We start from the raw sequence: 25391 nt of genomic DNA, 5'->3' as shown, positions 1-25391 counted from the left end.
GCACGGTTTCTCGTAGGTTCACCAGGGGGGAGCGCCGGTTACTTGCGGAACTCCTCGGGCTCCTGCGGGGAGAGCAGCAGGAGGAGGAGCAGCAGGCCGCTGGCCTCGGCGGAGTGGACGGGAGCGCCGCTGATCTCGGTCTCCGTCGCGGCGGTCAGGGCGGTCAGCGCGGACAGCTCGGCCTGGGTGGCGAGCGGCGCGGGAGCGGTCGTCTGGAAGGGCATGACGCCTCCAAGGGGACGTCCCGTCCGAGGACGGGATGAGCCGATGCCCGGCGGTGTTCCCGCCGGACCGGCGCGCGGTGCCCGAGTGGGACATCCGGGCGCCGGGGGGATACATGCCGCACTTCATCCAACACTAAGAGTGATCATGGCCCGTTTCATCCATTCGAGTGAGCACGGTCGGGGCATAGCCGCCGACGGCCACCCGGCCGGGCGCTGGTGCCAGGCGGCTCCGGCTGCTAAGGCGCCCCCTGTGAAGACGGACCCTAGGCGTGCGACGGGTCGGCGGGTGTGACGGGCTCCGACAGGGCGTCGGGGACGGCGGCGGGCGTGACGGGGCCGACCGCCCGTGCGAGCGCTCCGGCGAGGAGCACGACGGCGAGGACGGCGACCATCGCGTTGCGCAGGCCGAACGTCTCGCCGAGGAAGCCGAGCGCGGGCGGCCCGGCGAGGAACGCGAGGTACCCCGCCGTCGCGACGGCGCCGACCCGGGCCGCCGCGCCGTCCGGGTCGTCCCCCGCGGCCGAGAGCGTGACCGGGAAGCCGAGGGCGGCGCCCAGGCCCCACAGGACGACGGCCGCCGCCGCGAGGCCGGGCCAGGGCGCCAGGACGACGGCGGCGATGCCGACCGCCGCGCACACGGCGCTGGCGCGCACGACCGTGACGCGCCCGAGGCGCGCGAGCACGCGCTCACCGCCGAAGCGCCCGGCGGCCATCGACGCGGCGAACAGCGCGTAGACCAGCGATCCGGCGGTGGGCCCGAGGTCGTAGCCGTCCACCATGATCAGCGGGAGCCAGTCGGCCGCCGCGCCCTCGGCGAGCGCCATGCCGAGGACGATGAGGCCGAGCAGCCGCACGCGCCGCTCGCGCCAGAGGGGCTGACGGGGTGTGGCCGGGGCGCTGCCGCCCTGCGGCGACGGTGCGTGACGCTGCTCCTTGCCCGTGCCGCCCGGCAGGTTGCGCAGCGCCCACGCGTTGGCCGCGGCGAGCAGCACGGCGACGGCGACGAGGTGCCAGAGCACGGGGAAGCCCAGGGCCGTCAGCACGATGCCGCCCACCGCGCCCGCGAGGTTGCCGAGGCTGAAGCAGCCGTGCAGCGCGGGGAGTACGGGGCGGCCGAGTACGCGTTCGACGGCGGCGCCCTCGACGTTGACGGCGATCTCCATCAGCCCGCTGCCCGCGCCGAAGAACGCGAGGCCGCAGAAGACCGTGGGCGCGCCGCCGTTCGCGACGCCGACGGCGATCACGACGAGGCCGACGACGTTGAGCGCCGCCCCGGCCGTGGCGACCGCGCGGGCGCCGTGACGGGCCACGGCGCGCGCCGCGCCCAGGATGCCCGCGAGCGCGCCGACGGCCGCGCCCAGGATGATGAGGCCCATCCCGGCGGTCGAGGCGTCAACGGCGTCCCGGATGGCGGGGGTTCTGGTCACCCACGAGGAGAGCGCGACGCCCGGCGCGAGGAACATGAGGAACAGCCCGGCGCGGCGTCTGGCGGTGGCGCGGGCCGTCGCGTCGGCGGCGGGATCGGTGGGCTCGGCGGGGGCGGCGTCGCGCACGGTTGTCGCCTCTCTCGGGGATGCCGCACCACTGTCGCACGCGCGCGGACGCCCACGGCCCGTGGGGGCGCACCCCACGGGCCGTGGTCCGGTCGGCGGCGGCTACCGCTTGCTGTCGGCGAGTTGCGCGCCCCGCGCGGGCACGGGCGGGTCGTCGTCCGACGCGCTCTCGCTGATGCCGAAGCGCGCGTGCAGGCGCCGGAGCGGGCCCGGCGCCCACCAGTTGGCGTCGCCCGCGAGCCGCATGAACGCCGGGACGAGCACCGTCCTGATGAGCAGCGCGTCCACCAGGACGGCCAGGGCCATGCCGACGCCCAGCTCCTTCAGGAACACCACCTGCCCGGTGACGTACGCCGCGAAGGTGAGCGCCAGGATGCCCGCGGCGGCCGTGATCAGCGGCGCGCTGCGCTGGATGCCCGCCGCGACGGCGGTCGTGTTGTCGCCCGTGCGGTCGTACTCGTCCTTGATGCGGGCCATGATGAACACCTCGTAGTCCATCGACAGCCCGTAGGCGATGCAGAACATCAGGATCGGGATGCTCGGTTCCATGCGCCCTGCCGGGGTGAAGTCGAGCAGCCCCGAGAGGTTGCCGTCCTGGAACACCCAGACGAGGGAGCCGAACATCACGCTGAGGCTGAGGATGTTGGCAACCGTCGCCTTGGCCGGGATGAGGAGGCTGCCGGTCATCAGGAAGAGGATCACGAAGGTGACCACCAGGATGATGCCGACGACCAGGGGCAGCCGGTCGAAGAGGTCGGCGCGGAAGTCGGTCATCGCCGCGGGGAAGCCGCCGACGGCGACCTCGTAGGGCGGGGACAGGGCGCGGACGTCCTCGACGAGGTCGGACAGGTCGCCGTCCAGGGCGGCGCGGTCGGCGGTGACGACGAGGCGCAGGGTGTCCTCGCTCGTGTACCGCTCGGCGGTGCCCGGTGGTTCGGCGACGCGGGTGCCCTCCTGGTAGGAGCCGGTGTACGTGTCCACCTGGAAGACGCCTGGCACCTCGGACAGCGTGAGGGCGTACTCCTCGGTGTCCGCCGTCCGGTCGGCGGGGGCGCCGCCCTGGGCGACGATCTGGAGCGCGTCGGTCTCCTCGGTGGGGAAGTTCTCGCGGATGTGCTCCTGGGTGATGCGGGCCGTGGCGTCGGACGGCAGGACGCGTTCGTCCGGCAGGCCGAAGCGGGCGCCGAGGAACGGCGAGCCGAGTGCCAGGAGCACGGCGAGGATGGGCAGCCCGTACAGCAGCGGCTTGCGCATGACGCGCAGGGCGATCCGGTACCAGCGGCCCGTGGTGATGTCCACCGGGGCCGACGGCGCGTCACGGCGCTCGACGCGGTGGCCGACGGCGGCCAGCGCGGCCGGGAGCAGGACGACGGCGCCGAACGCGGCGGTCGCCACGACGGCGATGCCCGCGTACGCGAACGACTGGAGGAAGGGGAAGGGGAACGCGAACAGCGCGGCCAGGGACGCCGCGACGGTCACGCCGCTGAAGAGCACGGTGCGCCCCGCCGTCTCGACCGTGCGGACGACGGCCGCGTGCTTGTCGCGCCCGGCCGTCCGTTCCTCGCGGTAGCGGGCGATGACGAACAGGCTGTAGTCGATGCCGAGTCCGAGGCCGAGGACGAGCGCGAGGTTGGCCGCGAACGTCGAGACCTCGGTGAAGGCGGTGACGCCGCGCAGGAGCGCCAGCGTGGCGAGGACGGAGAACAGGCCGACGGCCAGCGTCAGTCCGGCCGCCGACCAGCGCCGGTAGGCCCAGACGAGGAGCACCAGGACGACCGGGATGATGACGGCCTCCGCGCGCAGGAAGTCCTCGCGCGAGGTGTCGCTGACCTGCCGGAAGATCTCGTCCTGGCCGCCCGCCTGGACGGTGATGAGGCCGTCCGTGTCGTCGCCCGTGACCATCTCGGGGGTGATGTCGGCGAGCCCTTCGCGGACGTCCGTGGCGTCCCCGGCGAGCCAGGCGACGACGAGGGCCTGCGTACGGTCCTCGCTGACGAGCGTGGGGCTGTTGTCGCGGGCCCAGTAGGAATCGACCGTGGTGACCAGCGGCTGGGCGGCGAGCTCGTCCGCCACCTCGCGGGCCGCGTCGGCGACCGCCGGGTCGTCCACCGTGCCGCTCGTCGCGGTGACGAGGAGCAGGTAGTTGGGACTTCCGTCCTGGAACTCGTCGCGCAGGACCTGCTCCGCGCGGTCGGACTCCGAGCCCGACGCCTCGAAGCGCGAGAGCGACAGCACGCTCTGCGCGCCCGCCCCGAAGACCGCGGCGAGGAGGAAGACGACGCCTCCCGTGACGAGCACGGCGCGGCGTCGGGCGGTCGCCAGGATTCCTAACCGCCGCAGGAGTGGCGGTGATGCTGACATGAGAACGGAGCTCCTCTGTGTCTGACCATGTGGGGGTCATGGCTGGGTGACGGGGTCACGACACGGGGAAAGCCGGGACATGGTGCGGTGGTACGAGCGGGGTTCGTACGGTGGTGCGAGCTGGGGGTACGGGAGGGGTACGGCGGGCGCGGGGCCGGATCCGGTCGGGGAACCGGCCCCGGTGCCCAGGTGGGGAGGACGGACGGGTGGGGACCGACCGTGGGTGGACGGGGAGGGGCAGGGCGCGGGATCGCCGTCGATCAGCCGCCCTGCCGGTCCAGCCAGTCGGCGAGGGTGTCGTGCACCAGGGGGGCCTGGCGTTCGAGGCCCATGTAGTGCCCGGCCTCGGGGATCTCCAGCAGCTCGGTGGACTCCGCGCCGGTGAACAGCGCCTCGTGCTCGGCGCCGCCCTCGACACGGGCGTCCTCCGCGCCGTACAGGAACAGCACCGGGACGGTGATCTCCGGGATCTGCTGCACGTCCATCAGGACGCCGCCGAGCTGGGAGACCATGTCGCCGCACGGGTGCGGGTTCTGGTGCGGGAGAGCCAGTTCGAGCACCTCGGGATCGGTGTCGTTGAAGTTGCCGCTGGCGAACTGCTCCGTTCCGAGGTCGTAGTAACTGTAGCCGTCCTCGCCGCCCTGGAGGCACGACTGGAGCGACGTGAAGAAGCGGGCGTTCGCCTGCGGGGTCAGCCCGAGGTCGGTCCAGTCCATGATGACCAGCCCGTCCACGTCCTGGAACGAGTACGCGGCGATCTGGATGATCTGGCCGCCGTTCGACTGGCCCGCGAGGAAGATACGGTCGAAGGCGTACGTCTCGTCGCCCTCGATCTCGTAGGTTCCCGCCCGCAGTTGCTCGGTGATCTGGTGGGCGATGTCGGCCTGGCCGCCGATGCAGGAGGCGAGGCCGTCGAGGGTGTCGCTCGAATCGTAGCCGAGGCGGTCGATGGTGAGCGAGGCGTGGCCGCGCCTGGCCAGCTCCTCCGTGTGGTGGTAGCCCTCGGCGTCGAGGCGCCAGTACCACTCACCGGCGGCGATGCCGTGCTCGTAGAGCGTGATCGCGGTCTCCTCGCCCGCCGCCGCCTGGTCGAGCACGGCGCGCGGCGCGGTCAGGTGGCCGCGGACCTGGTACGTCTCCCCGTCCACCGCGCAGGCCGCGAGCGTGCGGTTCTGGTTGACGACGGTGAAGGTGACGGGGAGGTCCACGATGTCCGCGGCCTCCAGCCGGGCGGCGGTCGCGGCGGCGGCCTCCTCGGCGTCGGCCTCGGCGGTGGCGCGCTGTGCAGCCGGGTCGGCGGTCTCCGCCGTCTCGGAGCCGGCGGCGACGGCCCAGTACGCGGGGGTGAGCGCGAGCAGCGTGGCAGCCGCGCCCAGGACGACCGTTCTGGTGCTGGGCATGGGGTCAGGACCTCCTGGATGCGTACGGCGCGCGGTGGCCGTGCGGGGGCTGGGGGCGGGTCGGGTGCGGGGTCATGCGGCGCCCCCCGCGGGGGCGAGGAGCCCGGTGGCGCGGTAGTACGCGGCCTCGTCGGCGAAGGTCTCGCTCAACGGCCTGAATTCGACGCCGAGTTCGCTCTGGAGGCGGGCCGAGCTGATGCGGGTGCGGTTGCCGTCGAGGAGGACGCGGACGCCCTCGCGGGTGGCGACGGGCTCCCGGCGGCGCAGCTTGGCCGAGGTCTCCAGCAGGGTGGCGAACGTGAGGGCGGCCGCCGCCGGGATCTCCCGGGGCGCGCTCACGCCCACGGCGTCGGCGACGCCCTGGGTGGTGGCGGACAGCCGCTGCCAGCGCCCTGCCGCGATGTAGCGGCGCAGGCTCTGGCCGCTCTCGGCGGCGCGGACGCAGGCGGCGGCGACGTCACGGGCGTCCACGACGTGGTTGCCCGCGCGGGGCACGGCGCGCAGGGCGCCCTTGGCGACGGACAGGAACAGGCGCCCGGCGGACGTCGGCCCCGCGTCGCCCGGCCCCCACATCCAGCCGGGGAGGACGAGCGGGACGCGCAGGTCCTTCTCCTTGCCGACGAACGCCGTGATGGCCCGCTCGGCGCGCACCTTGCTGGCGCGGTACGCGTTCCGCTCCCAGCCGGGCGGGGGCGGCGCGGACTCGTCGGCCGGTGCCTCCTCAGTCCCGGACGCCAGGGTGTTGATGGAGCTGGTCTGGACGACGACGGGGACGGACGCGTCCACGGCGGCGCGCAGCAGGTCCGTGACGGCGTCCACGTTGGTGCGGAAGAGGCGCGGCAGGTCGGCGCCCGGCTGGTAGTACTCGCGGAAGTACGCGGCCGTGTGGATCACCGCGTCGGCGCCGGTGAGGGCCTTGCGGTAGCTCGCCGGGTCGGTGACGTCGCCGACGGCGACGGTCAGCCGCTCGTCGCCCGGCAGGAGGCGCCGCGCCTTGTCCGCGTCGCGGACGAGGGCGACGGCCTCCGTGCCGTCGGCGAGCAGCCGGGCGACGACGGCGCTGCCGAGCAGGCCGGTCGCCCCGGTGACGACGACGCGGCGCAGGACGGGGCCGGTCACTTGGTCTCCTCCAGGACGGGTTCCGGGCTGCGGTGCTGCTCCGCCGCGGGCGGCGCGGGCGCGGGCTCCGCGTCCAGCGGCTCCTCGCGCAGGCCGAAGCGCTCCTGGAAGCGCCGCAGGGGCGCGGGGGCCCACCAGGTGGCGCGTCCGCCGAGCCGCATGACGGCCGGGACGAGCAGGCCGCGCACGACGGTGGAGTCCACGATGACGGCGAGCGCGACGCCGAGCCCGAGCATCTTGGTGTTGGTGATGCGCGAGGTGCCGATGGCCACCAGGACGACCGCCAGGATGAGGGCCGCCGCCGTGATGACGCCGCCGGTGCGGTGGACGCCCGCGATGATGGCCTGCTTCGGGTCGCCGCTCCTGCGGTACTCCTCGGTGACGCGGGAGAGGAGGAAGACGCCGTAGTCCATGGACAGGCCGAAGGCGACGCAGAACATCAGGACGGGCAGCGTCACTTCTATCGTGCCCGTGGCGGTGAAGCCGAGGAATCCGGAGAGGTTGCCGTCCTGGAAGACCCAGACGACGGCGCCGAACATCGCGGTGAGGCTGAGCGCGTTCAGCACCACGGAGATGATCGGGATCAGCAGGCTTCCGGTGAGCAGGAACATCAGGATCAGCGAGGCGCCGATGATGATGAACGCGGCCCAGGGCAGCCGGGAGGAGATGGCGTTCTTGCTGTCCTCAAGGACCGCCGCGTCGCCGCCGACCATGGTGCCGAAGTCGCGGTAGTCGGCCTGGGCGCTGATGTCCCGGACGCTGCGCACGAGTTCACCGGCCGCGGGGGCGCTGACCTCAAGGCCGGACTCGGGGACGACGGAGATGTGGCTGCTGCCGTCGAGGGCGCGCATGTCGTGCGCCGGGGTGACGGAGATGGTCTGCTCGCCGTCCTCGTAGGTGCCCACCGGGCTGTCCACGTAGGAGACGTCGGGCAGTTGCGACAGGGCGATGGCGTAGGTGTCCAGCGCGGCGGCGACCGCGTCGTCCTCGGAGTCCGCGGTGCGGGCCACGATCTCGACGGTGGCGGTCGCGCTGCTGTCGAAGTCGGAGCGGATGATGTCCTGCGCGACCCTGGCCTCCGAGCCCGGCGGCAGCTGCCGGTCGTCGGTCGTGCCGAACTGGACGTTCATGAACGGGAGTCCGACGACGATCAGGATGACGGTGGTGCCGATGGCGAACAGCGGTGCGCGGCCTACGGACGCCTGCGCCAGGCGCTGCCACAGGCGGCCCTCCTCGTCCGCGGACTTCTTGCGCCGCCGGATGCGCAGCGCGTCCACCCGGTGCCCGAGCAGGACGAGCAGGGCGGGGAGGATCGTCAGCGCGGCTGTGGCGGCGAGGATGACGACGCTGATGCCCGCGTACGCGAAGGACCGCAGGAAGTACAGCGGGAAGACGAGCATCGCGGACAGCGAGACGGCGACGGTCAGCGCGGAGAACAGCACGGCGCGGCCCGCGGTGCGCACCGTGATCGAGACGGCCTCGACCGGCTCGTGCCCGGCGGCCAGTTCCTCGCGGTAGCGGCGGACGATGAGCAGGGCGTAGTCGATGGCCAGGCCGAGCCCGAGGGCCGTGGTGAGGTTCTGCGCGAAGACGGAGACGTCGGTGAACTCGGTGACGACCCGCAGCGCCGCGTTCGTGCCGAGGATGGCGACGATGCCGACGCCGAGGGGCAGGAGGGCCGCGACGACGCCGCCGAACACCAGGATGAGGATGAGCAGGGTGATCGGCAGGGCGATCAGCTCGGCGGTGAGGAGGTCCTCCTCGATCGTCGTCTGGACCTCCTCCAGGACGGCGACCCGGCCGCCGACGCGCACGTCGATGGTCTCGGTGCCCTCGGGCGTGCCGCTGTAGGAGGGCGCCATGCGGGCGAACGCGTTCTGCTGCTCGTCCTCGACGCCGTCGATGTGGGCCAGGATCAGCGCGTACCGGCCGTCGTCCGAGCGCAGTTGGTCGGCGCCGGTCTGCCAGTAGGAGGTGACGCCGGACAGTCCGGGCTCGAACGCCAGCCGGTTGGTCAGCTCGATGCCGTCGGCGGCGACGGCGGCGTCGTCCACCCCGGCGTCGTCACGTGCCTCGACGAGGAGGACGAAGTTCGCCGCGCTGGTCGGGAAGTCGGCCTCCAGGGCGTCGGCGGCCTGCGCCGACTCGGAGGACAGGTCCTCGGTGCCGCCGTTCAGCAGCCGGTCGGCGACCCCGCCGCCGACGAGGACGGCGTCCACGAGGAAGAGGGCCGCGAAGAACAGGACGAACTTGGGCCAGCGGGGGCGTGGCGGGCCCTCGGCGCGCCGGGCGCGCGCGGCGGCCCGGCGTTCGCGGCGTGAGGTGCCGGTGGTGGCGGACGGTCTGGGCATGGTGGGCATCACCGCTGTCCGGGCAGGTCGCCGGACTGAGCCGGGGCGAGAACGGGAAGGTGGGCGAGGAGTTCGGCGACGCGCCCCGGGCCGTCCAGCGGGACGCGGGCCCCGACGGTGCCGTCGGGGCGGACGTACACCGCCTGCGCGGTGCGGGCGGTGGAGCCGGCGGGGGTGGTCGCCAGGTCGTACGCGGGCGCGCCCCCGGCCTTGGGCGTCTCGGTGGGGCCTGTGCGCACGAGCAGCACGTCGGACAGTTCGGGGTGGGCGCGTCCCCTGGCCTCCTCGGCGGCGCGCGCCGCCTCGGTCGCGGCCCGGCCGTCGTCGAGGACGACGACGGTGTGGCGGCCCGCGGCCAGGTAGGCGTGCAGCGTCGTGGCCTTGGTGCCGTGGACCGGGGTCAGCGGCAGGTCGGGGACGCGGCGTCCCGGGCGTACGCCGTCGGCCGGGGCGGACGACTGCTGGACGACGGGGCTGCCCGTGTGGTCCAGGTCGATCTGGGCCAGCTCGGGGATGATCCGGCGCTCCAGGGCGCCGCTGCTGGACAGACGGCCGAGCAGCACGTCGCGCAGGCGGCGCACCAGCGGGTTGCGGACCAGCCACAGCTTCGTCTGGCGGTCGGCGTTGCGGACCGCGCCGACGGCGGCGGGGCGGCGCTCGTGCTGGTAGCTGTCGAGCAGGCCGGTGTCGCCGGAGCGGACGGCGGCGGCGAGCTTCCAGCCGATGTCGAAGCCGTCCTGCACACCGGTGTTGAGGCCCTGGCCGCCCGCCGGGCTGTGGACGTGCGCGGCGTCGCCCGCCAGGAACACCCGGCCGGAGCGGAAGGAGGCGGCGACCTTGGTGTGCACCTGGAAGCGGCTGCTCCACCAGACCTCGGAGATACGCCACTTGCCCGGCCCGCGCGCGTCGAGCAGCTGTTGCAGCTCGGGCTTCTCAGGACGGTCCTCGCGGGTGCCGGCTGGCTGGTCGAAGAAGACGCGGTGGCCGCCCTCGGGCAGCGACACGACGACGAGGACGCCCTCGGGCGTCAGGTGGTACTGGGCCTCGTGGTCGGGCAGTTCGATGCCGCCCGCCGGGTCGAGGACGACGTCGCCGAGCAGGAAGTCCCGCGGGTAGGTGGCGCCTTCGAACGGGACGCCGAGCGTGCCGCGCACCGTGCTGTGCATGCCGTCGGCGGCGATGAGCCAGCTGGCGGTGGTCGCGCTCTCCTGGCCGTCCACGTCACGCAGCAGCGCGGTGACGCCGTCGGCCTCCTGGGTGACGGAGGAGACCTCGGTGTTCCAGGCGACGGTGCCGCCGAGCTGGGTGAGGCGGGCGTACAGCAGCTCCTCGGTCACCGGCTGGGGCACGCACAGCGGGCCGGGGAAGCGGGTGTTGCCGAGGCCGCCGAAGCGGACCTTGGCGACCTTGCGGCCCCGCGACCAGTAGGAGGCCCCGGCCAGCGGCAGGGCGCGTTCGGCCAGCGGGGCGGCCACGTCGAGCCGGTCGAGCACTTCGAGGGCGCCGCTCCACAGGACCAGCGCCTTGGGGGCGGTGGCCGGGCCGCGGCGGCGGTCCACGACGTGGACGGGGACGCCGCTGCGCAGCAGGGTGCAGGCGGCGGTGAGGCCGGTGGGTCCTGCCCCGACGATCAGTACCGTGTGGTCCGCGCTCATGCCCCGACTCCTTCGGCGGTCTGGTCCAGGTCGAGTTCCAGGAGGCCGCCGACGTCCTTGACGGCTTGGCCGGTGGTGCTGAACAGCACGGTGTGCATGCCGAGTTCGCGGGCCGCGGTGAGGTTCTCCTCGGTGTCGTCGAGGAAGAGGCACTCCTCGGCGTCGGCGCCGAGGCGGGCGAGGAGCCGGTGGTAGATCTCCGCGTCGGGCTTGCGCACGCCTTCCTCGGAGGAGTCCACGACGACGTCGAACAGCTCGTCCACGGGGAGCGTGGCGCGCCAACGCTCCGACCACTCGCGGACGTTGTTGGTCAGCAGCGCGACGCGGATCCCGGCCGCGCGCACGGCGCGCAGGAAGTCCACCAGTTCCTCGTTCGCGTGCCTGCCGAGGAACCACAACTCGCCGAACGGACGGCCGCCCAGGATGTCGCCGGTGCCCGGCGGCATCTCGGCGATGATCCGGCCGACCATCTCGGCCTCGGTGATGGCCCCCGTCTCCAGATCGGCCATCGGCGTCGCGCCGTGCCGTTCCGTGGCCGCGATGAACGCGGTGACGATGGTCTCCAGCGGTATCCCGACCCGCGAGGCGAAGAGCTGATACGTCTCCCCCAGCGGATTGGTCAGGACACCGCCGTAGTCCACGACAAGGGTGCTGATGCGCTTCACGCCCACTGGGCCACCTCCACGGTGACGTCGCTGCAGAGGCTCCCGCTCTGCTCGGTGCGGACGGCGACGGGCACGGCGAGGAGTCCGAGCTCCTCGGCCTGCCGGACGCCGTCGATCCGGGCCAGCACGGTGGTCCCGAGATCGAGTTCGGCGAACTCGGTGAACACGGCGCGCAGGCCGGTCACCACGAGGTGCTCGGGGGCCAGTCCGTGCAGTCTGGCCACCGACGCCACCGCGACCTGCCGTGCCGCCTCCAGCTGGAGGTTGCCCGGGACATGGTCGAGCTGGTGGTCGAACAGGTGCGGGTGCGCCGTGTCCACGACGACCCGGGCGAGCGCGTTCCCCGCGGTGTCCACGGCCGGGTCGGTGACCACGACGTTGCGCGGGTCACGGCGCCCGATGACCGCCGGGTCGGCGGGGGCGAGGCGGCTGACGAGCGTGGCGCCCGGGTCGGCGGCGCGGACCCGTTCCCTGCCCTTGGTGCGCAGCAGGTCGAAGGCGCGGCGGCTGACGAACACCAGGGCGCCGGACGCCAGGAGGGCGACGGTGCCGTCCACCTCGAAGACGCCGTCGAACTCGAAGCCGAGGACGCGCCCGGCGCGGTTGCGCTCCGGCCGGACGGTCAGGCCGACGACGACGTGCGCGGGCCGGCTGCCGATGCGCAGCGCCTCGGGCGAACGGACCTCGTAGCTCATCGACTTGAAGATGAACGCGCTGTCGATGGCCACCCCGAGGTGCTGGTGGGCGACGAGCACGCCCGCCTGCCGCAGCACCTCGACGATGAGCAGGAAGTCGTACGCCGCGGGGTTCTCGCCGATGAGGTGGCCGCGCGGCAGTTGGGCGGCCACGTCGAAGACCGCCTCCGCGCCGTCCGGCGTGTTCGCCGGGGAAGCGACGGAGTCGGTGATGAAGACCTCAGCCACCGACGCCCGGTGCACCAGCGCGCGCGGGACGGTCGCGTCGAACCGGAGTCGGTCGCGGGGCGTGGATGAGGGGAGTTCCATGGGCAGGGTCATGCCGTGCTCTCCTTCCGGGTCCGCTGGGGCGAGCCCCCCGGGTGCCCTGCGGAGGATCTTGGCGCCCGGCGCTGACCGTTGGCTGGAAGGATCGCTGAAGCCGCGCTGAAGCACGGCGGTACCGCCGGGGCGGGGTCGCGCGGTGCCGGTTCCGACACGGCGTGCCGTCACGCCACCCCGTCGTTCTCCTGTTCCCCGCCCTTCTTTTCCCCCGTGTTCCCCTGATCCGGGCCGCCCCGTCACCCGGCCCGCTGTCTCCTTGCTGCCCGGCACGCCGGGAACTCATGCGCGCCGCCGGACGACCACTGAGACAGAGGGCGGACACGTGAGGAGACCGGTGTGACGGACGGGGCCGCGGACGGTCAGTGGTACGAGGACGAGGCGTTGTGGGCCGACTTCGCGCCGGTGATGTTCTCGCCGGAGCGCGGCACGTCGGTCGCCGGGCTGGTGCGGGACGCGGCGCTGCTCGACTTCCCGGCGGGGGCGCGCGTCCTCGATCTCGCCTGCGGGCCCGGCCTGTTCGTCGTGCCGCTCGCGCGGCGCGGGTACGAGGTGACGGGCGTCGATCTGAGCGCGGGCATGCTGGAGCGTGCCGGGCGCGCCTGCGCGGCGGCCGGTGTGGACGTGACGCTGGTGCGCGCCGACATGCTGGCGTACGTGGCGCCCGGCGCGTTCGACGTCGTGCTCAACGTGTTCACGTCCTTCGGGTACTTCGACGAGCCGGGCGACAACGCGCGCGTGCTGCGCAACGCGTGGGAGAGCCTGGCCCCCGGCGGGCGGCTGCTGGTGGACGTGATGGGCAAGGAGGTGCTTGCGGGCTGGATCGGGCGCCCGCAGGTGGTGGACCTGCCGGACGGCGCGTACGTCGTGCAGCGCGACACCGTGCTGGACAGCTGGCGGCGGCTGCGCACCGACTGGACGCTGGTGCGCGGTGACGTGGCCAGCAGCCGGTCGATCCACTCCTTCCTCTACAGCGCGGCCGAGCTGCACGACCTGTTCGAGGCGGCCGGTTTCGTGGACGTCGCCTGCCACGGCGACTTCGACGGCGGCCCGTACGGCCCCGGGGCGCGGCGGCTCGTCGTCACCGGCAGGAAGCCGTGAGCGCCCGCCGGACGCGCGGCCCGCCCGGGGCCGGGCACCACGTCCCCCCGTCGCACGGCTGCACATCCCGGCTCGGCATCCGCACGCCCAGGAGGTCCGGTACGTCATGCCATCCGCCCCCACACCCCTGTCCCCTCCGGCCGCGGTACCGGCCGCCGTGCCGGTGCACGAGCACATCACCGACGCGATCAAGGCGCCCGCGCTCGTACGCCTCGACGGCGAGACCGTCCTCGCCCGCTTCGAGACGATGAAGGTCTACGCCGCGCTCGGCGCCGTACGCGCCCTGCTGCGGCGCGGCCGGATACGTCCCGGGCAGACCCTCATCGACAGCTCCAGCGGCATCTACGCCCTGGCGCTCGCGATGGCGGCGCACCGCTACGGCCTGCGCTGCCACATCGTCGCCTCCACCACCGTGGACTCCGTGATGCGCGCCCAGCTCGAAGTGCTGGGCGCGACCGTGGACCAGATGCCGCCCTCCAGCAGCCTGCGGCTGGACCAGGAGCGGCGTGTGCGTCACGTGCGGCGGCTCCTGGCGGGGCGGCCCGACATGTACTGGATGCGGCAGTACCACGACCCGGTGCACCACGCGGGGTACCGCGAACTGGCCGCGCTGGTGGACGCGGCGCTGCCGGGCGAGCGGCTGACGGTCGTCGGCGCGGTGGGCACGGGCGCGTCCACCGGCGGGCTGACGCGGGCGCTGCGCGCGGCGGGGCGGGCGGTCAGGCTCGTCGGCGTGCAGCCGTTCGGCAGCGTGACGTTCGGCAGCGAGCGGTTCAGCGACCCGGAGGCGATCATCGCCGGGATCGGCAGCTCGATCCCGTTCGGGAACGTGCGGCACGAGCTGTACGACACCGTGCACTGGCTGGACTTCCGGCACGCGATGGCCGGTACGGTCGGCCTGCTGCGGGAGCACGCCGTCTTCGCCGGGCTGTCCACCGGCGCGGCGTACCTGGTCGGCGGCTACGAGGCGGCGCGCCGTCCCGGCGGCCCGTACCTCGTGCTCGGGCCCGACACGGGGCACCGGTACGCGGAGCGCGTCTTCGCGCGGCACGAGGAGGCGCCCGACCCGGCGGCGCTGCGCCCGGTGCGCATCGCGGCGCCAGGCGAGCTGCGCCCGCCGTGGTCGGTGCTGGAGTGGGCCGGGCGCCAGGGACCGCCGGGGGCGCTGCACGCCGAGGAGGAGGGGACACCGTGACGATCGCCGCGCTTGAGGCCCTGTCGTTCGGGGTGGGGAGGACCGCCGCAGCCGCCGCGCGCGCCGGGCACCGCCTCGTGCTGCTGACGGGCGACCGTTCGTTCTACCGGCACGAGCTGGAACTGCTGCCGCCCGACACGCTCGACGTCGTGGACATCGACACGCAGGACACGGACGCCGTGCGGGCGGCGCTGCGGGCGCTCCCGGGGCTGGCCGGGCTGATCAACACGACGGACACCTGGAGCGTGCCCGGCGCCGACCTCGCCGCCGAGCTGGGGCTGCCGGGGCCCGACCCGAAGGCCGTGCGCGTGCTGCGGGACAAGGCGCGGGTCCGTGGGCTGCTGCACGACGCGGGGCTGAGCGCGGGCGGGGCGCTGCCGGTGCCGCCGGGGCCCGAGGGGGCGGCGGCGGTGCTGCGCGCCGTGGGGCTGCCCGCGGTACTCAAGGACTCGGGGGGCACGTCGTCGCGTGACGTGTGGATCGTCCACGACGAGGAGGCACTGCGGGCGGCGCTCGCGGAGGCGGCGGGGCGGCGGCTGTCGGGGCGGCTGTTCGCCGAGCGGTTCCTCGCCGGGCCGCTGTACAGCGCGGAGACGCTGACCTGGCGGGGACGGACGCGGCTGCTCGGCGTGCTGAGCAGGCAGACGTCGCGGTGGCCCGCGGTGCGGGAGGAGGCCGCCGCGTTCCCCGTCGCGCTGCCGCCCGGCGGGGAGGCGCGGCTGGCGGAGTGGGTCGGGCGGGTGCTCGCGGTGGCGGGCCACGACGGGGGCTTCGCGCACGTCGAGTTCATCCTGACGGCGCAGGGCCCCGAACTGGTCGAGGTCAACCGGCGGATCGGTGGCGCGCTGGTCGGCGAGGCGCTGTGCAGGTCGCTCGGGTCCGACGTCTACGACGCGCTGATCGACACGGTCCTCGGCCGCCGTCCCGCGCTGCTGGACGCGGACCAGGCGCGGCCTGGACCGGCGTGCGGCATGGTCCTCGTCTACGCGGACCGGCCCGGGGTGCTCACCGGCTGGCACGGGCTCGACGGGCTCGGCGCGTTCCCCGGCGCGGTGGGCTGGTACCCGACGCGCGCGCCGGGCGACGCGGTGGTGCACGTCGGGGACCAGCGGGGGTGCACGGGCATCGTGCTGGCCGAGGCGGAGACGGCGGAGCTGGCGCTGCACCGGGCGTGGAGCGCGGCCGTGACGGTGCGTCCTGTGCTGCGGGACGTCACGGCGTGAGCACGAGGCGGATCGGGTCGCCCGTCTTGGCGTGGACGCGGGCGACGGCCTCGGCGGCGGCGTCGAGCGGCAGCACGTCCGTGATGGAGCGGGAGAAGTCGAGCCGCCCCCCGGCGGTGAGGCCGATGAGCTGCGGGACGGCGGTCTCGTCCGAGCCGTAGTGGCCGAGGATGCGCTGCCCGAGGAAGCTGAACGCGGTGCTGTCCGTGACGCGCAGCGGCGTGCCGGTGAGGCCGACGAGGACGAGGCTGCCGCCGGGGCCGAGGGCGCCGAGCGCCTGCTCGCGTACGGCGTCCACGCCCGCGAAGTCGAACGCGGCGGCGAGCCCGGCGCCGCCCGTCGCCGCGCGGACCGCGTCCTGGAGGCCGGGGTCGGCGGGGTCGAGCGCGAGGTCGGCGCCGAAGGCGAGGGCGCGTGCGCGGGCGGCGGGCGCAGGATCGACGGCGACGACCGGGTGGGCGCCGACCGCGCGCAGCAGCTGCACGCCGTGCGCGCCGAGGCCGCCGACGCCCCAGACGCCGACCGCCTGGGCGGGCCTGATCCCGGCGGTGGCGGTGATGGCGCCCCAGGGGGTGGACACGGCGTCGGGGATGATCGCGCCCTGAGCGAAGGGGATCGTGTCGGGGAGGGCGAAGAGGGTGGTGGCGGTGGCGAGCGCGTACTCGGCCCAGCCGCCGTCATAGTCCACGCCGCGCGTCCACACCTGGCCGTCGCGCGTCTCGCCCGCCTGGAGGACGACGCGGTCGCCGGGCCGCCAGGCGGTGACGCCGGGGCCTGTCGTCGCGACGACCCCGGCGACCTCGTGGCCGAGCGTCACGGCGTCGGCCGTCAGGTGCGGGCCGCGGCCCAGCGTGCCGTCCACGAGGTGGACGTCGGAGAGGCAGACGCCCGCCGCCTTCACCTCGACCAGCACCTCGCCAGGGCCGGGTGCGGGGCGGGGCACCTCCTCGATCCGCAGCTCCAGGTCCGGGTAGCGCAGCCGCGCGGCGCGCATCGTCGGGGCGGCGTTCTTCGTCATGATCACTCTCCGTGGTGTGCGGGGGTCGGCGGGGCTAACGCAAGCCTCCTTGCTTTGAACGTACGGCGCGGATCGGGGCAACGCAAGAGCCCTTGCGTTAGGCTGGGTGCATGCGGAAGGACGACGACGGGACGGCGGGGGAGGCGGCCCCTCCCCTGCGCCGCCGTGGCGAACGGCTGCGCCAGGCGGCCCTGGCCACCACCGTCCGCCTCCTGGCGACACGGCCGCTGCACGAGGTGACGATCGCCGCCGTGGCACGGGAGACGGGCCTGCACGAGACGTCGCTCTACCGGCGCTGGGGGACGCGCGAGAACCTGATCCACGACGCCGCGACGCAGTACAGCGACGACGTCCTGCCGCTGCCTGACACCGGCTCGGTGCGCGGCGACCTGCTGGCCCTCGCCGAGGGCCTGGCGCGCGCGGTCGCCACGCCGGAGGGCGCGGCGCTGTTGCAGCTCTCCGTCCGGCCCACGGCGGCGCAGGCCGAGGACGCGGGAGGTGAGGACCCGGAGGCCGTCGCCGCCCGCCGGGCCGAGCACCGCGCGGCCTACTGGGAGGAGCGCCTGCGGCTGGCGCAGACGCTGGTGCGCCGGGGCGTCGAACGCGGCGAGCTGTCGCCGGGCCACGACGCGTCCGTCGTCGTCGAGGCGGTGTGCGCGCCCGTGCTGACCCGCGCACTGTTCGGCGGCCCGCCGCCCGACGGGCGCTTCCTCACCGGTCTCGTGGACCTCGCGCTGTACGGCGGCGCCCCCGAGCCGTGAGGTGAACGGCCGGGGGCGCCGCGCGCGGAGTGCTCAGCCGAGCCAGGCGCTCGCGAGGTCGCGCCGTGCCCGCGCGACGCGGGAGCGGACGGTGCCGACCGGGCAGTCGGCGACCGCCGCGGCCTCCGCGTACGACAGGCCGACCAGCTGCGTCAGCACGAACGCCTGCCGCCGTCCGCCGTCCAGGGCGCGCAGCGCGTCGAGGAGCGCGACGCCCTCCTCGAAGCCCGGCGCCCTGCGCGGCTGGGCAAGGTCGGCCGCCGCCAGCCAGTCGGCCGTGTCGGCGACGGCAGGGCGCGTCGCCGCGCGCCGGTGGCGGTCCACGACCACCCGGCGCGCGATCGACAGGAGCCAGACGCGCGCGCAGGAGCGCCCGGCGAAGCCCGCCAGGCTCCCCAGGGCGCGCGCGAACGTCTCCTGGGCGAGGTCGTCCGCGCCCGCCCCGTCGGCGCTCAAGTGCGTGACGAACCTCCGTACGTCCTCGTAGGTGGCACGGACGAACCGTTCCGCCGCCTCGCGGTCGCCGCGCCCGGCGGCGAGTGCCCACCGGGTGATCTGCGCGTCGGCCGCGGCCGTTCTCCTGACGGGGGGCCTGCGGCGGGGTGGTGCGGTCCTCCTGGGTGGTGCCGTGGTGTTCCGGGCAGCGCTCATCGCCACTCGTCCTTCGGTGTTCTCGCGGAGCCGTCGGCACGCCGCAGCGGCCCCTCGGCGACCGCCCCGCGCCGCATGCGGGCGAGGCGGGGAACAGGTGGGGTTCAGGACGAGAGCGACGGCGGGCCGCGACGCGACACGCCGTGCAGGGCGAGCAGGTCGCGGGGCCTGCGCGCCGGGCGGGGGGCGGGCGGCGGGCTCACGCGCGGCAGGGGCGGTACGCCGGTGCGCGCCCGCTCGACGGCCCGCAGCGGGGCGTACAGGAAAAGGGCGACGCTGCGCGCCGTCTGGCGCACGGCGGCCTCGCCGCGCCACAGCCACCAGCCGCACAGCAGCCCGGCCAGACCGTGCGCGAGGACCATGCCCGCGCCGGCGTACGCCCCGTCGAGCAGGGGGACGAACGGTTCCGCTGCGGCCGGGTCGGGCGCGGCACCGGGGCCGTACGGGTCGTGGAGGTGGCTGTGCCCGCCGTGGTGCCCGTGCCCGTGTTCGTGCCCCTGGGCGGGCAGGGTGACGGGCCGTGGCGCGGCGGGCGCGGCCGGGGGCAGGGGGTGGAGGCCGCTGAACACCGCGTGCAGCGCGGCCTGCCCGAGGGCGCTCACCCCGGCGATCAGCCGGAGGTCACGCCCTGCGCCCGCGAGCCACCAGCCCGCGCCGCACGTCACGGCGAACGCGACGGCCACGCTCGACGGCGGCAGGCCGTCCCCGGCGGACAGGACGTGGCCGAGTCCGGACACCACGACGCACACCGTCGCGTACAGCGCGGCGTGGGCGAGGCGGAGTGCGGGTCCGGCTCCCATGCGGGCCATGGTGGCAGCGAGGCCCCCGGCCCCGGGAAGGGCGGGCGATGGCGATAGATCACCTGTTCGACCGCTATGACAGGACACGGTCATGGTGTGATCTGTGTCACATGAGCCGCGCGCGGTGTCCCCCGTCCCGCCGGAACCCTACGCGCCGCCCCGCGCGGCCCGACACCCGGCCGGGACACCCGGCCCGGCGGAGGGGCACCGCGGCGTCCCCCGGCCGATACTGGCGGGTGCGCGGCGCCGTGGCCGCGCCCGGCCACGGCCGGAGCCAGCTGGAGGTAGCCATGCGGATGCTGATCAACGCGCCGGAGACCGTCGTCGCCGACGCCCTGCGCGGAATGGCCGAGGCCCACCCCGACCTCGCGGTGGACGTCGAGAACCGGGTCGTCGCCCGCCGGGACGCGCCGGTCTCCGGCAAGGTCGCCCTCGTCTCGGGCGGCGGCTCGGGGCACGAACCGCTGCACGGCGGCTTCGTCGGCCCCGGCATGCTCGACGCGGCCTGTCCCGGCGAGGTGTTCACCTCCCCGGTGCCCGACCAGATGCTCCGCGCGGCCTCGCTGGTGGACGGCGGCGAGGGCGTGCTGTTCATCGTCAAGAACTACACGGGCGACGTCCTCAACTTCGACATGGGCGCCGAGCTGGCCGACGAGGAGGACATCCGCGTCACCCGCGTGCTCGTCGAGGACGACGTCGCCGTCACCGACAGCCTCTACACGGCGGGCCGCCGCGGCACCGGCGGCACGCTGTTCGTCGAGAAGCTCGCCGGGGCCGCGGCCGAGGAGGGCGCCCCGCTGGAGCGCGTCACGGCGATCGCGCAGCGCGTGGCCGACGCCTCCCGCAGCTTCGGCGTGGCGCTCGGCGCGCCGACGACGCCCGCCAAGGGCGGCCCCACCTTCGACCTCCCCTCGGACGAGCTGGAGCTGGGCATCGGCATCCACGGCGAGCCGGGACGCGAACGGCGCGCCGTCATGACGTCGGCCGAGATCGCGGACTACACGGTGGACGTGCTGCTGGCCGACCGCATGCCGTCCGGCCCGGTGCTCGCGCTCGTCAACGGCATGGGCGCCACGCCGCTGCTGGAGCTGTACGGCTTCAACGCCGAGGTGCAGCGCGCCTTGCGCGGGCGCGGCGTGGAGGTGGCGCGTACGCTCGTCGGCAACTACGTGACGTCGCTGGACATGGCGGGCTGCTCCGTGACGCTGTGCGAGGTGGACGACGAACTGCTGCGGCTGTGGGACGCGCCGGTGAGCACGGCGGGGCTGCGCTGGGGCCGCTGAGAGGAGCGCGAAGTGGCTGCGATGGACGCCGGGTTCTTCCGGCGCTGGCTGACGCTGGCCGCCGCCGCGGTGGACCGTGACGCCGCCCGGCTGACCGACCTGGACTCGGCCGTCGGCGACGCCGACCACGGCAGCAACCTGCGGCGCGGCTTCACCGCCGTGACCGCCGCGCTCGACGCGGACTCCCCCGACACCCCGGGCGCAGTCCTCCAGCTCGCCGGGCGCACGCTCGTCTCGACGGTCGGCGGCGCCTCGGGACCGCTGTACGGCACGCTGCTGCGGCGCACCGGCAAGGCCCTGGGCGACGGGGCGGAAGTGAGCGGCGAGGAGCTGCGGGACGCGCTGCGCGCGGGCGTCGAGGCAGTCGCCAGGCTCGGCGGCGGCGCGGCGGGCGACAAGACGATGCTCGACGCGCTGCTGCCCGCCGTGGACGCCCTGCCGGACACCGCGGCGGCGCGGGCGGCGGCACTCGGCGGCGCGGAGGCGACCGTCCCGCTCCAGGCCCGCAAGGGCAGGGCGAGCTACCTGGGCGAGCGCAGCAAGGGACACATGGACCCCGGCGCGGCCTCCTCGGCGCTGCTCATCGGCGCCCTGGACGAGGCGGCGGCCGGGCAGGACGGGACGGTGGAAGGCGATGGCTGAACGGGCGCGCGTGGGGATCGTGCTGGTGTCGCACAGCGCGGAGGTCGCCGCGTCGGTGGCGGAGCTCGCCGCCGGGCTGGCGGGCGGCGGGGACCTCGCCCCGGTGGCACCGGCGGGGGGCACGCCAGACGGCGGGCTCGGGACCAGCTCGGAGCTGATCGCCGAGGCGGCACGCCGGGTGGACGGCGGCGCCGGGGTCGCGGTGCTCGCCGACCTCGGCAGCGCCGTCCTGACCGTGCAGGCGATGCTGGCCGAGGGGGACGAACTGCCCGCCGGGACACGGCTGGTGGACGCGCCCTTCGTCGAGGGCACGGTCGCCGCGCTGGTGACCGCGTCGGGCGGCGGCGACCTCAACTCCGTCGCGGAGGCGGCGGCCGAGGCGTACGACTTCCGCAAGCTCTGAGCGCACGCGCGGCCGTGCGGGCGGTCCCGACGTACGGCCGCGCGGCGCGGCGGCTCAGCCGCCCACGGCGGGGACGGGCCCGGCGGGCTCGAACCAGGTCGGCAGGTCGTCCCCCGCCAGCCTGATCCGCTCCAGCGCGAACTCGCTCAGCCCCGGCGGCAGCTCGTCGGGCCCGAACCAGCCGACTTCGAGGGACTCGTCGTCGTTGACGCGCGCCTCGCCGCCGACGGCGCGGCAGTGCACGGCGATGTCGGTGAACTGCACCTGGTCGCCGTTCGGGTACACGGTGGGGGGCAGCGTCTGGACCAGCAGGACGCGTACGGCGACGCAGCGCACGGCCGTCTCCTCCAGGACCTCACGGACCGCCGTCTGCGCGGGCTGCTCGCCCGGCTCGGGGATGCCGCCGGGGATGGACCAGTGGCCGGTGTCGGCCCGGCGGCCCAGCAGGACACGGCCCGCGTCGTCGTGGACGACCATGCTGACGCCCGGCAGGCACAGCAGGTCGTTCCCGATGCTGCGCCGCAGGCGGAGGATGAAGTCGGGGGTTGCCATGCCGGGGAGCCTACGCGGGGCCGACGGCGAGCAACTGCCCCTCCGGGTAGGCCAGCGCGGCGTGCGGGAGCGCCGCGGGGCGGCCCGCCGCGAACACCGTCAGGCGGCCCGTCGCGGGCGCGGCGGGTTCCGGCCCGGCCCCCGCCCGGCGCAGGGCCTGCGCGACCACGGCGTCGGCCGATCCGTGCAGGGCGACGGTGACGCCGTGCGCGGCGGCCAGGTGGTCGCGGATGCGGTCGGCGACCAGCTCGTAGTGCGTGCAGCCGAGGACGACCGTACGGGTGTCGGGGGGTGTCAGTCCTGCCGCGGCCTTGACGGCGGCGCCGATCGCGGCGTCGTCGGCGCGCTCGACGGCGTCGGCCAGCCCGTGGCAGGGCACGCCGACCGCCGGGAGCCCGGCGGCGAAGTCGGCGATCAGCCGCTGCTGGTAGCGGCTGGCCGTGGTCGCCGGGGTCGCCCAGACGGCGAACGGCTCGCCGCGTGTGGCGGCCGGTTTGACCGCCGGGACGGTCCCGACGACCGGGATCGCCGGTTCGAGCGCGGCGCGCAGGGCGGGCAGCGCGTGCACCGACGCCGTGTTGCAGGCGACGATCAGGGCGTCCGGCTCCGTCGCCGCCGCGGCCTGCGCGCAGACCAGGGCCCGGGCGGTGATGTCCTCGGGGGTACGCGGCCCCCAGGGCATGCCGTCCGGGTCCCCTGAGAGCACGAGGTCGGCGTCAGGCCGCTGCCTGCGCACGGCCGCGGCGGCGGCCAGCAGGCCGAGCCCCGAATCGACGAGCGCGATCCTCACTTGCGGCCCGGGGTCCACTGGAGCCCGAAGCCGTACGCGTGGTCCACGGTGCGCTGCGGGCTGACGCCCCGGTCGGGGACGAGGTAGCGCGCCTCGCGCTTCACGGTCAGCTCGCCGTTGTTGCCGGTCAGCTCGGCCAGCACGCAGACGGGCGAGGCGACGGTGCACTCGTCGAGGGAGAAATCGACCGGCGCGCCCTTCTCCGGGGTGAGCGTGACGGTGGCGGAGATGTCCTGGAAGCTGGCCGCGCCCGAGTAGATCGTCACGAAGATGACGACGCGCCGCAGCTCGCGGGAGTGGTCCAGGTTGATCGTGAGGTTCTCGCCCTGGGCGACGGCGCCGGTGCGGTCGTCGCCGTCGAGGTGGATGTACGGCGCCTGGTGGAGGGAGCCGAAGGCGTTGCCCAGCGACTGGATGACGCCCTTGCGGCCGTCCGTCAGCTCGAACAGCGCGCACAGGTCGAGGTCGAGGCCGCCGGACATCGCCTTGTTGAGGCGCTCCTTCCAGCCCTTGGCCTGGGTCTGGCGCTGCTCCCAGTTGAGGTTGACCCGCATCTGGCCCGAGGTGGCGCCCTGCTTGGACAGCGAGATGGTCGGCGACGCCTTGGTGAGCGTGACCTTGCTCAGCCGGACGGGCGCGGGCGGCGGGGCCGCGGCGGCGGGCGGCGGGGGCACGGCGGCGGGTACCGCGCCGGCGGGGGGCGGGGGCAGCGGCGCCGGGGCGGGCGCGGGCGGCGTGACCTGCGCGGCCGGGGGCGGGGGCGCGTCGTCCACGCTGATGCCGAAGTCGGTGGCGAGACCGGCGAGGCCGCTGTCGTACCCCTGCCCGACGGCGCGGAACTTCCAGCCGCCCTGGCGCCGGTACAGCTCGCCGAGGACGAAGGCGGTCTCGGACGTCGCGTCGGTGCTGTCGAAGCGGGCGATCTCGGCGCCGCTGGCGGCGTCGGTCAGGCGGATGTGCAGCCCGGGGACCTCCCCGAAGGTGCCGCCGTCGGCCGAGGCGGCGAGCGTGACGGTCTCGACGGCGGGCTCGACCGTGTCCAGCTCGACGGTGAGCCGGTCGGCGACGGCGCCGCCCTGCGGCTGCTTGCCCTCGTACCGGACGGCGCCCGAGGTGTGCGCGGGCTGGTTGTAGAAGACGAAGTCGGCGTCGGAGCGCACCCGGCCGCCGACGAGGAGGAGGGCCGAGGCGTCCACGTCCGGTGTCCCAGGCGATGCGGCCCAGCCGATCTCGACGCGGACCGCCCGCGCGGTCACCGGGACATTCGCACCTTTGAGCATCGGGGATTCCTCCGTCGTGGGGCGTCGTCACGCCACGTGTTCCGCAGCCACTGCCCACTATGCCATCCCGGTGCGCGAGTACCCCGGGGGCGACCCCGGATGGGGCGTGACCGGGGCACGCATGGGAGATTTTTCGGCGTTTTTCCGGATTACCGTGAAGGCGGGACCGGCACCCGGCGCGGACCGGCCAAATCAGCCTCTCGTCAGACTCCCCAACAAGCACACCGTGGGCTTAACTTATGGGGTATGACCTCCCCGCGCCCCTACGGCGGTGGGTACTCCTCACCGTCGTTCGCCGACACCCCGATCTACGACAGGCTGGTGGCCGAGCGGGGAACCCCGCAGATCGCCCCCATCCGCGTGCCCGCCGCGTACGACTCGTCGGTGGGGTTCCAGCACCCCGCGCCGCAGTCGGCGCTGCCCGCCCTCCCGGCGCTGCCCTCGGCCCCCTCGCAGCCGTTCCAGCAGTCCCCGCAGGGGATGCGACCCGTCCCCTCGGGACAGGGGTTCCCCTCGTTCCCGCAGCAGGGCGCCCCCGCGTACCAGGCCGCGCCCCCGCGCCAGCAGTTGCCCGCGCCGGTGGCGCAGGCGCCGGGGTCGTACTTCCCGCAGCAGGCCGCCGCGCCGCGCCCGCCGTTCCCCGGCAGCCCGTCGCCCGTGCCCCAGGCGCCCGTGCCGCAGCAGATGCGTCCGGCGGCGCCGCACCCGGCCGCACCCCGCCCCTACCCGGGCGCGTTCCAGGCGCAGCAGCAGCCCCAGAACGCGCCCTACCAGGGGCAGGGCGGCGGGCAGAACCCCTACCCGGCGCAGGAGCGCCCCCAGCAGCAGCACCAGTACCAGTCGCCCGGCTACTGGTCGGACGTCCTCCAGGATGCCGAGGGCGTCGGGGACGAGGACGGCGGCGGAGTAGTAGGCGCTGACCAGGTAGGAGATGACCGCCTGGTCGTTGATCCCCATGAAGCGGACGTTCAGGCTGGGCTCGTACTCGTCGGGGATGCCGGTCTGGTGGAGCCCGACGACGCCCTGGTTCTCCTGGCCGGTGCGCAGCGCGAGGATGGAGCTGGTGCCCTCGGGCGTGATGGGGATCTTGTTGCAGGGGAGGATCGGGATGCCCCGCCACGCGCGCAGGACGCTGCCCTCCAGCTCCGTCTGGGCCGGGTAGATGCCGCGGGCGTTCCACTCGCGGCCGATGGCGGCGATGGTGCGGGGATGCGCCAGGAGGTACTGCGTCTTGCGGCGGCGGGAGATCAGTTCGTCGAGGTCGTCGGGGGTGGGCGGGCCGGTACGGGTGTGGATGCGCTGCCGCACGTCCGCGTTGTGCAACAACCCGAACTCCCGGCTGTTCACC

Annotated in this window: 22 protein-coding genes and 2 pseudogenes; 8 read left to right on the top strand and 16 right to left on the bottom strand. The window is 74.8% G+C overall.

What is annotated here, in order from left to right:
• Positions 1 to 38: 38 nt before the first annotated feature.
• The 9 genes from IF27_RS08900 to IF27_RS08860 all read right to left on the bottom strand — a co-directional run bounded on the left by IF27_RS08900 (position 39) and on the right by IF27_RS08860 (position 12344).
• The gene (locus IF27_RS08900) at positions 39 to 224 is read right to left on the bottom strand and encodes a hypothetical protein (RefSeq protein WP_052848883.1); all 186 of its coding nucleotides are present in this window, start codon (positions 222 to 224) and stop codon (positions 39 to 41) included.
• Between the two features lie 263 nt (positions 225 to 487).
• The gene (locus tag IF27_RS08895) at positions 488 to 1687 is read right to left on the bottom strand and encodes an MFS transporter (RefSeq protein WP_052849068.1); all 1200 of its coding nucleotides are present in this window, start codon (positions 1685 to 1687) and stop codon (positions 488 to 490) included.
• A gap of 192 nt (positions 1688 to 1879) precedes the next feature.
• Positions 1880 to 4138: an MMPL family transporter gene (locus IF27_RS08890; RefSeq protein ID WP_052848882.1), complete on the bottom strand. Its 2259-nt coding sequence runs from the start codon at positions 4136 to 4138 to the stop codon at positions 1880 to 1882.
• A 260-nt stretch (positions 4139 to 4398) separates the two neighbouring features.
• Positions 4399 to 5538 carry an alpha/beta hydrolase gene (locus IF27_RS08885; protein WP_052848881.1) on the bottom strand — a complete coding sequence of 380 codons (1140 nt, stop codon included), beginning with the start codon at positions 5536 to 5538 and terminating at the stop codon, positions 4399 to 4401.
• 72 nt (positions 5539 to 5610) lie between these two features.
• Positions 5611 to 6657, bottom strand: coding sequence for an NAD-dependent epimerase/dehydratase family protein (locus IF27_RS30915; RefSeq protein WP_190232871.1), 1047 nt, complete (start codon positions 6655 to 6657; stop codon positions 5611 to 5613).
• Positions 6654 to 9008 (bottom strand): MMPL family transporter, encoded by a 2355-nt coding sequence (locus IF27_RS08875; protein WP_190232870.1) that lies wholly within the window; start codon positions 9006 to 9008, stop codon positions 6654 to 6656. The genes IF27_RS30915 and IF27_RS08875 overlap by 4 nt, the downstream gene beginning before the upstream one ends.
• Positions 9009 to 9016: 8 nt before the next feature.
• On the bottom strand, positions 9017 to 10663 hold the full coding sequence (locus IF27_RS08870) for an FAD-dependent monooxygenase (RefSeq protein WP_052848879.1): 1647 nt from the start codon (positions 10661 to 10663) through the stop codon (positions 9017 to 9019).
• Positions 10660 to 11328 carry an HAD family hydrolase gene (locus tag IF27_RS08865; protein WP_223290968.1) on the bottom strand — a complete coding sequence of 223 codons (669 nt, stop codon included), beginning with the start codon at positions 11326 to 11328 and terminating at the stop codon, positions 10660 to 10662. The genes IF27_RS08870 and IF27_RS08865 overlap by 4 nt, the downstream gene beginning before the upstream one ends.
• On the bottom strand, positions 11325 to 12344 hold the full coding sequence (locus IF27_RS08860; RefSeq protein WP_052848877.1) for an AfsA-related hotdog domain-containing protein: 1020 nt from the start codon (positions 12342 to 12344) through the stop codon (positions 11325 to 11327). Before IF27_RS08860 ends, IF27_RS08865 begins: the two co-directional genes overlap by 4 nt.
• Positions 12345 to 12752: 408 nt before the next feature.
• Here IF27_RS08860 and IF27_RS08855 point away from each other — a divergent pair, with 408 nt between their 5' ends.
• The 3 genes from IF27_RS08855 (at position 12753) to IF27_RS08845 (ending at position 15863) form a co-directional block, all read left to right on the top strand.
• On the top strand, positions 12753 to 13445 hold the full coding sequence (locus tag IF27_RS08855; RefSeq protein WP_052849066.1) for a class I SAM-dependent methyltransferase: 693 nt from the start codon (positions 12753 to 12755) through the stop codon (positions 13443 to 13445).
• Between the two features lie 106 nt (positions 13446 to 13551).
• Positions 13552 to 14640 carry a pyridoxal-phosphate dependent enzyme gene (locus tag IF27_RS08850; RefSeq protein WP_052848876.1) on the top strand — a complete coding sequence of 363 codons (1089 nt, stop codon included), beginning with the start codon at positions 13552 to 13554 and terminating at the stop codon, positions 14638 to 14640.
• Positions 14637 to 15863 (top strand): ATP-grasp domain-containing protein, encoded by a 1227-nt coding sequence (locus IF27_RS08845; RefSeq protein WP_052848875.1) that lies wholly within the window; start codon positions 14637 to 14639, stop codon positions 15861 to 15863. The genes IF27_RS08850 and IF27_RS08845 overlap by 4 nt, the downstream gene beginning before the upstream one ends.
• Here the strand turns inward: IF27_RS08845 and IF27_RS08840 are convergent.
• A complete protein-coding gene (locus tag IF27_RS08840; RefSeq protein WP_110945703.1) occupies positions 15853 to 16881 on the bottom strand; it encodes an alcohol dehydrogenase catalytic domain-containing protein in 1029 nt (342 codons plus the stop codon). The two genes, IF27_RS08845 and IF27_RS08840, sit on opposite strands and share 11 nt — an antisense overlap.
• 110 nt (positions 16882 to 16991) lie before the next feature.
• Between IF27_RS08840 and IF27_RS08835 the strand changes: the two genes are divergently transcribed.
• Entirely contained in the window at positions 16992 to 17642 is a 651-nt protein-coding gene (locus tag IF27_RS08835) for a TetR/AcrR family transcriptional regulator (protein WP_052848874.1), read from the top strand.
• A gap of 33 nt (positions 17643 to 17675) precedes the next feature.
• On the opposite strand, the gene IF27_RS08830 is transcribed toward IF27_RS08835, so the two are convergent.
• Positions 17676 to 18293, bottom strand: a complete 618-nt coding sequence (locus IF27_RS08830; RefSeq protein ID WP_110945702.1) for a sigma-70 family RNA polymerase sigma factor — start codon at positions 18291 to 18293, stop codon at positions 17676 to 17678.
• Positions 18294 to 18397: 104 nt separating this feature from the next.
• Positions 18398 to 19093 carry a hypothetical protein gene (locus IF27_RS08825; RefSeq protein WP_190232869.1) on the bottom strand — a complete coding sequence of 232 codons (696 nt, stop codon included), beginning with the start codon at positions 19091 to 19093 and terminating at the stop codon, positions 18398 to 18400.
• A 290-nt stretch (positions 19094 to 19383) separates the two neighbouring features.
• Between IF27_RS08825 and dhaK the strand changes: the two genes are divergently transcribed.
• Genes dhaK through IF27_RS08810 form a run of 3 tightly spaced genes read left to right on the top strand, consistent with a single transcriptional unit; the run spans position 19384 to position 21421 of the window.
• Entirely contained in the window at positions 19384 to 20376 is a 993-nt protein-coding gene (gene dhaK / locus IF27_RS08820; protein ID WP_052849063.1) for a dihydroxyacetone kinase subunit DhaK, read from the top strand.
• Positions 20377 to 20397: 21 nt separating this feature from the next.
• Entirely contained in the window at positions 20398 to 21018 is a 621-nt protein-coding gene (gene dhaL / locus IF27_RS08815; RefSeq protein ID WP_052848872.1) for a dihydroxyacetone kinase subunit DhaL, read from the top strand.
• On the top strand, positions 21011 to 21421 hold the full coding sequence (locus tag IF27_RS08810) for a PTS-dependent dihydroxyacetone kinase phosphotransferase subunit DhaM (RefSeq protein ID WP_052848871.1): 411 nt from the start codon (positions 21011 to 21013) through the stop codon (positions 21419 to 21421). The genes dhaL and IF27_RS08810 overlap by 8 nt, the downstream gene beginning before the upstream one ends.
• A gap of 54 nt (positions 21422 to 21475) precedes the next feature.
• Here the strand turns inward: IF27_RS08810 and IF27_RS08805 are convergent, their stop codons facing one another.
• From IF27_RS08805 to IF27_RS08795, 3 genes are read right to left on the bottom strand one after another with little or no spacing between them, the layout of a single operon-like run.
• Positions 21476 to 21973 (bottom strand): NUDIX hydrolase, encoded by a 498-nt coding sequence (locus IF27_RS08805; protein WP_052848870.1) that lies wholly within the window; start codon positions 21971 to 21973, stop codon positions 21476 to 21478.
• Between the two features lie 10 nt (positions 21974 to 21983).
• Positions 21984 to 22763, bottom strand: coding sequence for a glutamate racemase (locus tag IF27_RS08800; protein WP_052848869.1), 780 nt, complete (start codon positions 22761 to 22763; stop codon positions 21984 to 21986).
• Positions 22760 to 24043, bottom strand: a complete 1284-nt coding sequence (locus IF27_RS08795; protein WP_110945701.1) for a TerD family protein — start codon at positions 24041 to 24043, stop codon at positions 22760 to 22762. The genes IF27_RS08800 and IF27_RS08795 overlap by 4 nt, the downstream gene beginning before the upstream one ends.
• A 99-nt stretch (positions 24044 to 24142) precedes the next feature.
• Between IF27_RS08795 and IF27_RS31945 the strand changes: the two are divergent.
• Positions 24143 to 24550: pseudogene (locus IF27_RS31945) on the top strand (DUF6643 family protein); the annotation flags it as partial.
• A gap of 351 nt (positions 24551 to 24901) precedes the next feature.
• On the opposite strand, the pseudogene IF27_RS31940 reads toward IF27_RS31945, so the two are convergent.
• Positions 24902 to 25391 (bottom strand): annotated as a pseudogene (locus tag IF27_RS31940) (Crp/Fnr family transcriptional regulator); the annotation flags it as partial.

The sequence above is a fragment of the Streptomyces avicenniae genome, from assembly GCF_000719135.1.
GTDB classification, from domain to species: domain Bacteria; phylum Actinomycetota; class Actinomycetes; order Streptomycetales; family Streptomycetaceae; genus Streptomyces; species Streptomyces avicenniae.
Note: the sequence above shows the minus strand (reverse complement) of the source record. Positions and strands in the feature narration are given on the sequence as shown.

What these genes read in the sequence shown, in the direction of transcription:
- IF27_RS08900 (WP_052848883.1), bottom strand. Translation starts at nt 224, where the DNA reads ATGCCCTTCCAGACGACCGCTCCCGCGCCGCTCGCCACCCAGGCCGAG.
- IF27_RS08895 (WP_052849068.1), bottom strand. Translation starts at nt 1,687, where the DNA reads ATGTTCCTCGCGCCGGGCGTCGCGCTCTCCTCGTGGGTGACCAGAACC.
- IF27_RS08890 (WP_052848882.1), bottom strand. Translation starts at nt 4,138, where the DNA reads ATGTCAGCATCACCGCCACTCCTGCGGCGGTTAGGAATCCTGGCGACC.
- IF27_RS08885 (WP_052848881.1), bottom strand. Translation starts at nt 5,538, where the DNA reads ATGCCCAGCACCAGAACGGTCGTCCTGGGCGCGGCTGCCACGCTGCTC.
- IF27_RS08875 (WP_190232870.1), bottom strand. Translation starts at nt 9,008, where the DNA reads ATGCCCAGACCGTCCGCCACCACCGGCACCTCACGCCGCGAACGCCGG.
- IF27_RS08870 (WP_052848879.1), bottom strand. Translation starts at nt 10,663, where the DNA reads ATGAGCGCGGACCACACGGTACTGATCGTCGGGGCAGGACCCACCGGC.
- IF27_RS08860 (WP_052848877.1), bottom strand. Translation starts at nt 12,344, where the DNA reads ATGACCCTGCCCATGGAACTCCCCTCATCCACGCCCCGCGACCGACTC.
- IF27_RS08855 (WP_052849066.1), top strand. Translation starts at nt 12,753, where the DNA reads ATGTTCTCGCCGGAGCGCGGCACGTCGGTCGCCGGGCTGGTGCGGGAC.
- IF27_RS08850 (WP_052848876.1), top strand. Translation starts at nt 13,552, where the DNA reads ATGCCATCCGCCCCCACACCCCTGTCCCCTCCGGCCGCGGTACCGGCC.
- IF27_RS08840 (WP_110945703.1), bottom strand. Translation starts at nt 16,881, where the DNA reads ATGACGAAGAACGCCGCCCCGACGATGCGCGCCGCGCGGCTGCGCTAC.
- IF27_RS08835 (WP_052848874.1), top strand. Translation starts at nt 16,992, where the DNA reads ATGCGGAAGGACGACGACGGGACGGCGGGGGAGGCGGCCCCTCCCCTG.
- IF27_RS08830 (WP_110945702.1), bottom strand. Translation starts at nt 18,293, where the DNA reads ATGAGCGCTGCCCGGAACACCACGGCACCACCCAGGAGGACCGCACCA.
- IF27_RS08825 (WP_190232869.1), bottom strand. Translation starts at nt 19,093, where the DNA reads ATGGGAGCCGGACCCGCACTCCGCCTCGCCCACGCCGCGCTGTACGCG.
- dhaK (WP_052849063.1), top strand. Translation starts at nt 19,384, where the DNA reads ATGCGGATGCTGATCAACGCGCCGGAGACCGTCGTCGCCGACGCCCTG.
- dhaL (WP_052848872.1), top strand. Translation starts at nt 20,398, where the DNA reads ATGGACGCCGGGTTCTTCCGGCGCTGGCTGACGCTGGCCGCCGCCGCG.
- IF27_RS08810 (WP_052848871.1), top strand. Translation starts at nt 21,011, where the DNA reads ATGGCTGAACGGGCGCGCGTGGGGATCGTGCTGGTGTCGCACAGCGCG.
- IF27_RS08805 (WP_052848870.1), bottom strand. Translation starts at nt 21,973, where the DNA reads ATGGCAACCCCCGACTTCATCCTCCGCCTGCGGCGCAGCATCGGGAAC.
- IF27_RS08795 (WP_110945701.1), bottom strand. Translation starts at nt 24,043, where the DNA reads ATGCTCAAAGGTGCGAATGTCCCGGTGACCGCGCGGGCGGTCCGCGTC.